This window comes from Butyrivibrio sp. WCD3002 (assembly GCF_000424265.1).
GTDB lineage: Bacteria > Bacillota > Clostridia > Lachnospirales > Lachnospiraceae > Butyrivibrio.
In genome coordinates, this window is the sequence record NZ_AUJO01000016.1 from 95,453 (window position 1) to 105,410 (window position 9,958).

Annotated in this window: 9 protein-coding genes; 2 read left to right on the forward strand and 7 right to left on the reverse strand. The window is 40.1% G+C overall.

The genetic code is table 11. From position 1 onward, the window contains the following. Positions 1 to 33 precede the first annotated feature (33 nt). The 7 genes from G608_RS0113685 to G608_RS21225 form a co-directional block, all read right to left on the reverse strand. The gene (locus G608_RS0113685) at positions 34 to 930 is read right to left on the reverse strand and encodes an FkbM family methyltransferase (protein WP_026496522.1); all 897 of its coding nucleotides are present in this window, start codon (positions 928 to 930) and stop codon (positions 34 to 36) included. Positions 931 to 1,330: 400 nt separating this feature from the next. Beyond that, complete coding sequence (locus G608_RS0113690; protein ID WP_026496523.1) at positions 1,331 to 2,338, reverse strand: DarT ssDNA thymidine ADP-ribosyltransferase family protein; 1,008 nt, start codon at positions 2,336 to 2,338, stop codon at positions 1,331 to 1,333. Between the two features lie 15 nt (positions 2,339 to 2,353). Beyond that, the gene (locus tag G608_RS22585) at positions 2,354 to 3,196 is read right to left on the reverse strand and encodes a macro domain-containing protein (RefSeq protein ID WP_051209343.1); all 843 of its coding nucleotides are present in this window, start codon (positions 3,194 to 3,196) and stop codon (positions 2,354 to 2,356) included. Positions 3,197 to 3,494: 298 nt separating this feature from the next. Further along, positions 3,495 to 3,725, reverse strand: a complete 231-nt coding sequence (locus G608_RS0113700) for a hypothetical protein (protein ID WP_026496524.1) — start codon at positions 3,723 to 3,725, stop codon at positions 3,495 to 3,497. Between the two features lie 3 nt (positions 3,726 to 3,728). Continuing rightward, positions 3,729 to 4,361, reverse strand: coding sequence for a helix-turn-helix domain-containing protein (locus tag G608_RS22590; RefSeq protein WP_051209345.1), 633 nt, complete (start codon positions 4,359 to 4,361; stop codon positions 3,729 to 3,731). 71 nt (positions 4,362 to 4,432) lie between these two features. Beyond that, a complete protein-coding gene (locus G608_RS0113710) occupies positions 4,433 to 5,467 on the reverse strand; it encodes a hypothetical protein (RefSeq protein WP_026496525.1) in 1,035 nt (344 codons plus the stop codon). 209 nt (positions 5,468 to 5,676) lie between these two features. Continuing rightward, entirely contained in the window at positions 5,677 to 5,973 is a 297-nt protein-coding gene (locus G608_RS21225; RefSeq protein WP_081677432.1) for an NUDIX domain-containing protein, read from the reverse strand. 275 nt (positions 5,974 to 6,248) lie between these two features. On the opposite strand from G608_RS21225, the gene G608_RS0113720 reads away from it, so the two are divergent. Together G608_RS0113720 and G608_RS0113725 are read left to right on the forward strand one after the other, a co-directional pair. Then, positions 6,249 to 8,333 carry a methyl-accepting chemotaxis protein gene (locus G608_RS0113720; protein ID WP_026496526.1) on the forward strand — a complete coding sequence of 695 codons (2,085 nt, stop codon included), beginning with the start codon at positions 6,249 to 6,251 and terminating at the stop codon, positions 8,331 to 8,333. Positions 8,334 to 8,411: 78 nt separating this feature from the next. After that, complete coding sequence (locus G608_RS0113725; protein WP_026496527.1) at positions 8,412 to 9,530, forward strand: IS110 family transposase; 1,119 nt, start codon at positions 8,412 to 8,414, stop codon at positions 9,528 to 9,530. The last annotated feature ends 428 nt before the right edge of the window (positions 9,531 to 9,958 follow it).

Sequence of the window (9,958 nt, forward strand, 5' to 3'; positions counted from 1 at the left end):
CTCTTCCTCACATAACGCCACTGTTTTTCGCGCTTACAAAACAGCATACAAAACCGTTTCATGGTCTCTTCTTGTATGATGCCTAATGAACAATTTGTATTCTGGAACGATTTCATGAATATACTCTGATATTCTTATCATATCTTCATCACTGTGATATATACATATAGCTAGCTTAGGCTTATTTCTTACAATAGTATCTCTAGCACCATGTAAGGCATCCCATTCAGCCCCTTCAATATCCATTTTTATAAAAGTAGCATCCTTACATTCCGGTGTTTGGTCTATTGATGTTACTAAAATTTTTTTATTAGCCTGCTCTTTAGACGTCACCTTTGATGAGCTGCCTTTATCATTAAAGTAAACCTCCCTCTCTTTATCGGAAACACCTTTTGCAACAAGCAACACTCTACTGTCTTTGCAAAAATGCTTTCTTAAGAAATCACCACTTAGTTGCCCAGGTTCAAAAGCAATCACCTGTTTTACGGAACTTTCCTTATCCTTTTTAGAATGTCTCAAAAGCTTTCTTATTATATCTCCATCATAAGCTCCACAATCAACAAAAACCTCATTTTTAGACAAACATATAATATCCTCAACAAAGTACTGATCACAAAGAGACCATTCATCTCTTTTAAAACGTCTGCTTGTTGTTCTAAACCCAATCGCAGCCATATATGCTTTTTTTGATTTGTCGTCTTCGAGCATATTTGTTACATTCGCAACTCTTTGCTTATTGCTTTCAAAGAAATTCCATGATTTTTCCTTGTATTTTTTCGGATTAATACGGTTACGCACATTTTGAGGGTAATTTACCAAATCGCCAATAAAAATAGTTATGTAATGACTCTGCAACCAAGCCACAACACCAAAGAATAATTTGTTTTTTTGCAACGAATAATAAAGTCTATAAATAGCCTTTTTTACCATAATGCCCCCACATAGATTCCTTTTTCTCCCATACATTGGAACCGTGTATTATGAACAATAACAAAACGGCAGTCGCACCTATAGACTAAGGGCGCGCTGCCGCTAAACTAATCGTTATGTATGCCCCCAAAATCTAAACTTTTTTCATAAAGTTTATGTACCAAATTTCATTGGTACAAATCATAAGAAAATCCTCATAGAACAAGTCGTTCTATAGGGATATTATACGCTAAACATGGGCATTTGTCATTGAAAACAACCTCAAGATGCAACCAAGATGCAGTAGAAAACAGTCTTAAAATTCTTGTTAATCACAATATTATTAAGTCACTTTTGCCTAAACACGCAGATATTTACATATTTTTGTCGAATCATAGTACCATATACTGCGCATAAGCCTCTATATCATTATCTCTTGTCCGATATACACATAACTCTTATACATTTCTATGCCATCAAACAGAATTCGTATACCAATCCTGTCTGTAGATAATGGAAGCTCTATTGGTATCTGAAAGCCTACTGTACTGTCATAGTCTGCATTCCTCTCGTACTCGGCGTTATCAACTTTTGTCCCATAAGCATCCCACATAGTTAATTGTATTTTCACATCTATCTGGGCAATCTGATAACGTCTCTCAGCAGGCGTGTTAAAATCAACATCCAATGTATTACCTCTGATTTCAACGCTATTCACAAATAAACCATTATAAAAAAAGCATTCAAAATCTGGCTTGAAATTGACATAATTCTTATATTTTTCATATAAGTCACCCGACTTTTCCGTAAGCAAGCAACATAGTGTCTCTTTCTCTGCTTCGCTTCTGCACACTATTCCTTTTAAGCTTTTCTCTAATGGGAACCCTCTTTGATTTATGATTTCAGACATTCTGTACTTCTTTTCTATCTCCCACTTATCTCCTGAGTATAGTCTGTTATCATATATTCGCTCAAAGCTAAGCTGTTTAAACTCATCAATTCCATTCGAAACCTTATGACCTGCTCCCGCAATACCTTGCTCAACGAAATATGTATCCTTCATACCAAGAATAATATCCGCATCTAATACCAAAAAAACTGGTACAGGGCAGCTTGCATTTATTTCACGATCACGTACAGCCCTTGGTTTATACCCTTCGCTATGATACTGGGTTGGAGTTTGTGGTCTAAAGTAAAGCCTTGCGTAATTAAAGGCTTCTTCTTTAGTTTTTTCAATAACTCGTTCACTTGAATTATCTGAAAACATTACACCACGCCTTCTGGCTTCATTCCTTGAAAGTATGATACCATCACTCAAAATATTAACAATATTATGAATGTCAGAAAAATGATATAGATAAAGAGGCCAATACTTATAAGCAATATTCAATTTCTTTGCCTGTTCTCCAAGTATTCTCTTATATTCCATTCCTATATCACCAAATCAAGCAGCACAAAACGCATATGCATTAGGTTCATCCGTAAACTGCAAACCGTCTTTTGATACAAAAACCCTATATGTATAATCCAGACTTTTCATCAATCCCATCAGAGGATAAACTAATGAATTGTCCTTTTTCTTTGCATCCTCTCTTGATATAACTTTTACATTTCTAATATAGTCCCATGCATGAATAAGACAATTCTCATCAACTATAGATGAATCTAACTGCAATTCATTATCTGCACTTAATGTCCATTTCTTGCCATCATCAACCGTTACAAAGCCATTTTCCTTGATATATGTAATACATCTATGCCTAAATAAAACGTATCCCTCTAATCCGACTTCACCCTTCATCATTTTTTCAATATCTGACAGTTCCTCGATATTGCTCTTACTGTCAAAATAGCTATCAATATAAATATAGATATCAATGGGCAATTTTTTAAGGTATTTTTCCATAAGCTTTCGAACATCATCCCATAACAATCCCCCGTTGCCACATCCCAACGCAGGAAAAGCTATAGAGTGAATCCCCAACTTATCCCAATTTTGAGCAAATTTGATTAATCCTTTCTCAATATATTCAAGTTGTGATTTTGCTCTCCACCTATCCTTTGTTGGAAAAAGCAAAATCTGTTTATCAACTTCTCTAAACAGCATCAAATTCCCAATTTTAAATTCTCCACTATCGCATTTCTTTTTATATGCATCAAACATCTTGGGATATCTCTTTTTGAATTCAAGAGCGATTCCCTTTCCCATAACCCCTTCCAAGTTAACCGTATTTGTAATAACCTGAGCAGGACTGCTAAAAATGTCCCCCTTTAAATATTTAATCATGTATTATACCGTCTCCCCTTACTTTATGCCAGTATAAAGCTCCGATCGAACTTATAGAAAAAGCAGCACGTATGTCTTGGAGCATCCAGGCGCGCTGCCGCTAAACTAATCGTTATGTATGCCCCCAAATTAAACTCTTTTCATAAAGTTTATGCACCAAATTTCATTGGTACAAATCATAAGAAAATCCCCATAGAACTAGACGTTCTATAGGGATATTATACGCTAAATATGGGCATTTGTCATGGAAATATGCTGTATATTGAGCGATAGAATCTTCAATACACATACTGATAATTTACAATTCAAACAACTCTAAATGATTCTCTATATAACTATATATTGTTTCTCTTGTAGTTTTCTTTTGAATAATATCACCGGTTTCATGTTCATGCTTTTGAATGTTATAGATTTCAGTAAAATTCTCTTTCCGAATTATTACAACAGGATCCGAATAAAAAAGCGTTCCCTCCTTTTCCAGTACACAAAGCTCATATCCAAGTATTCTTTTTATTACTATACACGCCATTTACTACTCCCACTCTGGCAATAATTCTATTTTCTTTTTCCCCCACATATCTAAAAGCTGAGCCCTGTTATCATTAAGCCATTCATAAATAACAGGACGCACATACTCAGAAAAGTCACCTTCGATAAGCCCCTTTTGGATGTCGATTGTTCCTGTAATATCATCATCAATATAGTACACTGCAAGCGAAGGCTTTCCTTCAAAATTCGAATCCATAAAAATTTCAATATCGTTGAACTCTGCTATCTTTTCCAAAGAATCGGATTCTTTGCGAATTCCACTATGATGAGCATATTTAGATAGTGTCTTCTTTGCATAGTCAAGAAGATGCTCACGGTCAATCCATTCCATGTCATTAAACATTTCCAATAGTTCTCGCTCCTTTGTTCCACTTGGAATAACCATAAAATCCACTTCCTTTCCTCTTTTGCTATCTTCAGTAACTCCGGAAAGAAGGTATTCCGGAGTTACTTCCAGAGCAGCGCATATGCACATTATTTTGTCTGATCCGGGATTAGTATTTTTCTTTTTCCAATTACTTATAGTATTGGTTGCAATACCCGTTCTACGCGAAAACTCTCGCTGAGTCATATTCTTTTCTTCCAGTAAATGAAAAACTCTTTGACCTATTGTCATAAATACCTCCGGATAAAAATATCGTTAATTACGAATATTATACTGACAAACTAATGCGCAAGCAAGGCAAGTCACCCTTCAATCTTAAGCCTCTTCCACGCTTTCGAAATAGTCCTCGTCTTATCCTTCTTAGGCTTTGTGAATTTCAGTGCTCCTGATGAAATTTTGCCGGTTACAGACTGGCGGCAGTCAGTGCAAAGAATTACTACCCTTCCGGTTTTCTGAGTAAGCTTATAATAGTATTTCTTTTTGTCATGCTTTTTGGAAAAAGGTGCTGTTTTCCCGGTGACCGTCTGCTTTTGTCTGCCACATACCTTGCAGGTACGTGACTGGGTAAGCTTCAAAACCTTACCATTAATCTGGGCTGATTCGATGGACCAGTTACCATATTTGTGCTTTCCTGTTGGTGCGATGGCTTCCGACTTTGTACCTCCGCACATGCTGCAGGTCCCGGTCTTCACCCCTGCATCAGCACAGGTAGCTGCCGTTGTAGTAGCCCATTTATAGCGATGATCTATTGTACTTCCCTCGCGCTCTGTGGTGGTGATACCGCACAGACTACATTCCTTTTCAATAAGCTTTGGTGATCTGCAGGTAGCAGCTGTAGTTTTCCTTTTGACCATTCTATGGCCCTTGGCAGGAATAGCCTTGGATTCTCCCTCTGCATCGCAGTACTTACAAATCTGCTGCTTTAATCCTTCCTCCTCGCAAGTCGGATCCTTTGTGGTAGTCCATAAAAAGACATGCTTTTTTCTGGGTATATCCTCTGTTTCCAGCACCTCACTGCAATTCTTGCAGATATAGGACTTAACACCCTCAGCGCTGCAGGTGGCATCCTGTGTTTTCTCCCATTTTCCCTTATGCTCTGTTTTGTCTATAGCCTCTGTCTCCAAGACCTTTTCGCAGTCCTGGCATATTCTTACCCTTTTACCTTCTTTACTGCAGGTTGGCTTGATAAGCTCTACCCATTCATATACTTCATGCCCGCAGCTTTCTGCATGTACCGTGGAAGCCGGCATTACAGGGGCAAAGAAAAAAATTGCTCCAGAAATGCAGGCAGCTACGGCCACACGCTTTAAAACGCAGGCTACTCTTTTAATATTCATTTAAAATAATCCTCCTGTTTTATTATTGTAATTAAATAATCCCGGGATTTTTCTGCCGCTTGTATAGTGGCAGATAACGTCAAGAAATGACGCAATAAAAAAGATATCACCTTGGCACAGGCAAGGCAATACCTTTTAAGAAAACCTTAAGAATATATGGAAAACATAAGAAAATCTTAAGAATCGCGCTGTAGAAAACAGCATTACAATCAGCCGGCCATAAGCCTACTTATTGCATCCATACGAATTCCGGTCTCTTCTTCAAGCTCTCTTGAAGCCGTCTCCTCAATCTTTTCTCCCTGCTGTGTAAAACCGCCGGGAAGTGCCCATTTTCCGATATAGGGATGATTTCCTCTTCTGATAAGAAGAATCTTTCTTGCGCCTTCACTTTTGGTAATTATGCAGATATCCGCTGTAAGTGAAGGCTTCTTCCACTTATCCGGATTATAATCCTTTAAATACTCCTCTTCTGTAAGTCCGTTTTTATCTCTTAAAATCTCACTCATAACTTCATAATCCTTTCCCGGAGGCAATCTCTTTCTTACCTCACATTTTCCATTCTACCACTTGAAAACCAATCTCAAAATCCCCATAAGTCATGCAAAGCCAATCACGTTCACAAAATTCCGCCACTTATTAAATATTTTTCCATTATTTTATATTTAATACAGAAATCATTAAAATTACGATTACTTTTGTTTTTTATAATATATAGAGTGGCTATTATGCCCATTAACCAACATGAAACTCAACACACAAACTAATAGGAGGTTATAACAAGATGGGTGCAAATGAAAACAACAACGCAGGCGCCAAGGCAAAAGCAGCCCCAAAGCCAATAAGTCTGAAACTGTCAATTATATTTGTAATACTACTCATACTCAGTATTCTTGTGGCAGAGCTTATGGTTCTGGCCTTTGGATACGGAATGGTAAAAGACCTGATAGATACATCTTTGAAAAATGAGGTTGCAGCAGATGCAGGTCAGATAAACAGAGAGCTGTCTTCCACTTTCTATTATCTTAACGGTGTTGCCGATGCCGTTGAACAAAATGAGTATGACAGCAACGATGAGATCATGGCATATATGCTCGGTACCGTTGGCAGATACGGCATGATCCCGACCGGCGCATACCTTGCTCTTGAAGACGGAACCTTCCTCTTCCCCAGTGCTCCTGATTTTACCATGGAGAACATCACTGAAAAGGCATGGTATAAAGAGGCCGTAAGCTACGACAACAGCTGGTTCTATTACTATGATGTCCCTTATTTTGATGAAGTAACCGGTGATCTGTGTGCTACAGTTATCAGACATGTACATCTAAAGGACGGTCGCGAAGGATGCTTTGCAGCAGATCTTATGATGGCCGGTGCTCAGGAAGAGCTCAATGGCATACAGCTCTATGAAACAGGTGGAGCAATGATGATAACAGAGCAGGGACTGGTTCTGACATACAAAGATGACCCAAGTGTATGTGGAAAGAACATCTCTGAAATCTCCGATAATCCGTTCCTTACAGCCATGGGTGAATTCGCTGCAAGCGAATCAGGAAAAGAAGAATCCGAGGTTCAGTCTCTCAAGGCAGGATCCAATAAATACTATGTAGTATCCTCCATTGTAAGCGGAACGAACTGGCGCGTAATCATCTATGCCAAGTCAAATGAAGTTCTCGCCACCCTTACAAGACTCATTCTCGTTCTGTTATGCGTAACCGTAATATCAGTAATCGTTGTAATATTCATCATTTCAAGAGTTCTCCACGGAATGATCAAAAAGCCTGTTACATCTCTTACAGATAACATTGAAAAGATTTCAGGCGGTGATTTCACAGTGGATATCACCTCAAACGGAAACGACGAAATTGCTTACATGAACAGAGCAATGGGCGATTTCATCCATGGAATGAGATCATCACTTGGTGAGATAAAAGATGTTTCCGGAAGGCTCCTTGGAGATGCACAGACCTCCAAGAGCACCGCAGAAGATCTTGAGGATGCAGCAAATAACCAGTCTGCAAGCATGACTCAGATTCGCGAAAACATTGAAAACATGGCTGATGCCGTTAACGAGGTTGCTGAAAATGCAACTATTCTGGCTCAGACCGTTGCAAGCGTAACAGATCAGGAGCATCAGATAGAAGAGGCCATGAACGACCTGGTTGTAAAGGCAGACAGCGGACAGCATGATATGGCAACCGTTGCAGGCGGGATGAACAATATCGTTGAATCCATGAAAGATATGGCTGAAGCCGTTGAAAGCGTTGATGATGCAGCCGAGAAGATCACACAGATAATTGATCTCATCAACTCCATTTCTTCACAGACAAACCTTCTTTCACTCAATGCTTCAATTGAGGCAGCAAGAGCAGGTGAGATGGGTAAAGGCTTCGCGGTAGTAGCTTCCGAGATAGGAGCTCTCGCACAGAACTCAGCCAATGCAACAAACCAGATTGCTGAGATCATCAAAGAAATGTCCGCAAGAGTAAAGATGCTCTCAGAAAAATCTCAGTCCAATACAGAGCTTATCAACAACAGTGCTGAGACAGTCAATACCGCAGCAACCACCTTCAAAGAAATCACTATGGAACTTTCAGAAGCAAATGCTACACTTACCGAAATGGCAGGTCAGATGCAGAAGGTTAACGATGTTGCCACTAACATGGCATCTGTATCCGAAGAGCAGTCAGCATCAACTCAGGAAATCGCAGACAACGTAGAACGTGTTACAGAAGCAGCTAAAGGCGTTGCAACTTCTTCAGAGCTGGTTGCTAATGCAGCTTCCTCCGTATCGGATGCAGTTGATACCATCAATGATAACCTTGAGAAGTTCACCATTAGACAATATGTAATGACCTCCATTTTGTAGCAACGTGGATTTACCTGTATACTATAGTTGCTAAAACAAATGGTAACAGGGATTACCGCATACAAAAGGAGGTCACAAATGAATAATACCACAGTTTACGTAGGAATGGATGTCCACAAAGAAAGTTTTACACTTTGTGCTTATACTCTGGAGAAAGAGAAAGGCTCCTATTCCAGAAGAACACCCGCAGATTATAAGGAAGTCCTGAAGTATCTGGAATTCCTTCGCACCGTCTACGGAAACGATACTATCTTCGTATGCGGTTATGAGGCGGGCTGCCTCGGTTACACCTTATATCACCAGTTGACCGATCATCATGTCGACTGTGTGATCCTTGCTCCTACCACGATGCTGGAGCAACGTAGCAAAAAGAGGATCAAGACGGATAAGCGTGATGCTGAGATCATAGGAAAATGCCTTGCCCAGCACAACTACAGTCCGGTACATGTTCCTACCGCATCTGACGAGGAAGTAAAAGAATTCCTCCGTATGCGCGATGATCATAAACTCGCACTTAAAAAGGTCAAGCAGCAGATCCTGGCATTCTGTCTAAGGCATGATTACCGATATGACGGAAACAGCCATTGGACGGCAACTCATATAAACTGGCTCAAGTCATTAACCCCTGAGGCTCTTTACAAAGAGATCCTCGATGAGTATCTGCTGACATATATTACCTTAAGCGATAAACTCGAACGTCTTGATAAAAGGATCGAAGAGCTTGCTGCAAAGGATGAATACAAAGAGGCTGTCAGGAAACTTTGTTGTTTCATCGGTGTGAAGACACATACAGCATTATCCGTCATTGTTGAGGTGGGCGACTTCAAACGCTTTGCTTCTGCAGAAAAGTTTGCCTCGTATATTGGGCTTGTTCCCGGCGAAGATTCAAGCGGTGACGATCAAACGAGGCTGGGCATTACAAAGGCCGGAAACCGGCATGTACGCATGCTCCTGACGGAGGCTTCTCAGTGCTATTCAAGAGGACAGATAGGTTATAAATCAAAAGCCTTGAAGGCGCGTCAGGATGGAAATACTCCACAGGTCATCGCCTATGCCGATAAGGCTAACGAGCGCCTGAGACGCAGGTACTATAAAATGGTTCTCAGTAAGTGCAAGAAACATAACGTTGCAAAAACTGCCATCGCAAGAGAACTCGCGTGCTTTATGTGGGGCATGATGACCGATAACATAGCCTGATGAGGTATAACATCGTACTGCTGATATCAAGGCCAAACCGCCTGTGGCGGTGCTACGCAGCCTTGACATCATCATCCCGCTGTTATAGTGGGTGATCAAGCAGATGTAAGATGGCTTATGCCATTTACATCTGGCAAGAACCAAGTAACAACTGAAGGCATCTTGAAAGGGCTTCGGCCATTTCAAGGTTCGAGCTATCTACGATTTAACTATGCCGGCACAGAGTGATCTGTGATCCACGCTTTTAGACGGTAGAGCTCACGGCGGACCATTGACCTGTCGGTAACCAATCCACGTATATCAGAGTGGCCAATGCCGGGAACTGATACCCCGAGGCTCTTTCCGGATGTCTTTAGTAACAATTAAATAAGTTTGTGGTGACTCCCTGTAAGTTTTCTCTTGACAGGAGGTCATTACATATCAGTTAA

Coding starts and splice junctions, on each gene's coding strand:
- G608_RS22590 (WP_051209345.1), bottom strand. CDS start 4,361: ATGACAATAGGTCAAAGAGTTTTTCATTTACTGGAAGAAAAGAATATG.
- G608_RS0113700 (WP_026496524.1), bottom strand. CDS start 3,725: ATGGCGTGTATAGTAATAAAAAGAATACTTGGATATGAGCTTTGTGTA.
- G608_RS21225 (WP_081677432.1), bottom strand. CDS start 5,973: ATGAGTGAGATTTTAAGAGATAAAAACGGACTTACAGAAGAGGAGTAT.
- G608_RS0113725 (WP_026496527.1), top strand. CDS start 8,412: ATGAATAATACCACAGTTTACGTAGGAATGGATGTCCACAAAGAAAGT.
- G608_RS0113710 (WP_026496525.1), bottom strand. CDS start 5,467: ATGAATATTAAAAGAGTAGCCTGCGTTTTAAAGCGTGTGGCCGTAGCT.
- G608_RS0113690 (WP_026496523.1), bottom strand. CDS start 2,338: ATGGAATATAAGAGAATACTTGGAGAACAGGCAAAGAAATTGAATATT.
- G608_RS0113685 (WP_026496522.1), bottom strand. CDS start 930: ATGGTAAAAAAGGCTATTTATAGACTTTATTATTCGTTGCAAAAAAAC.
- G608_RS0113720 (WP_026496526.1), top strand. CDS start 6,249: ATGGGTGCAAATGAAAACAACAACGCAGGCGCCAAGGCAAAAGCAGCC.
- G608_RS22585 (WP_051209343.1), bottom strand. CDS start 3,196: ATGATTAAATATTTAAAGGGGGACATTTTTAGCAGTCCTGCTCAGGTT.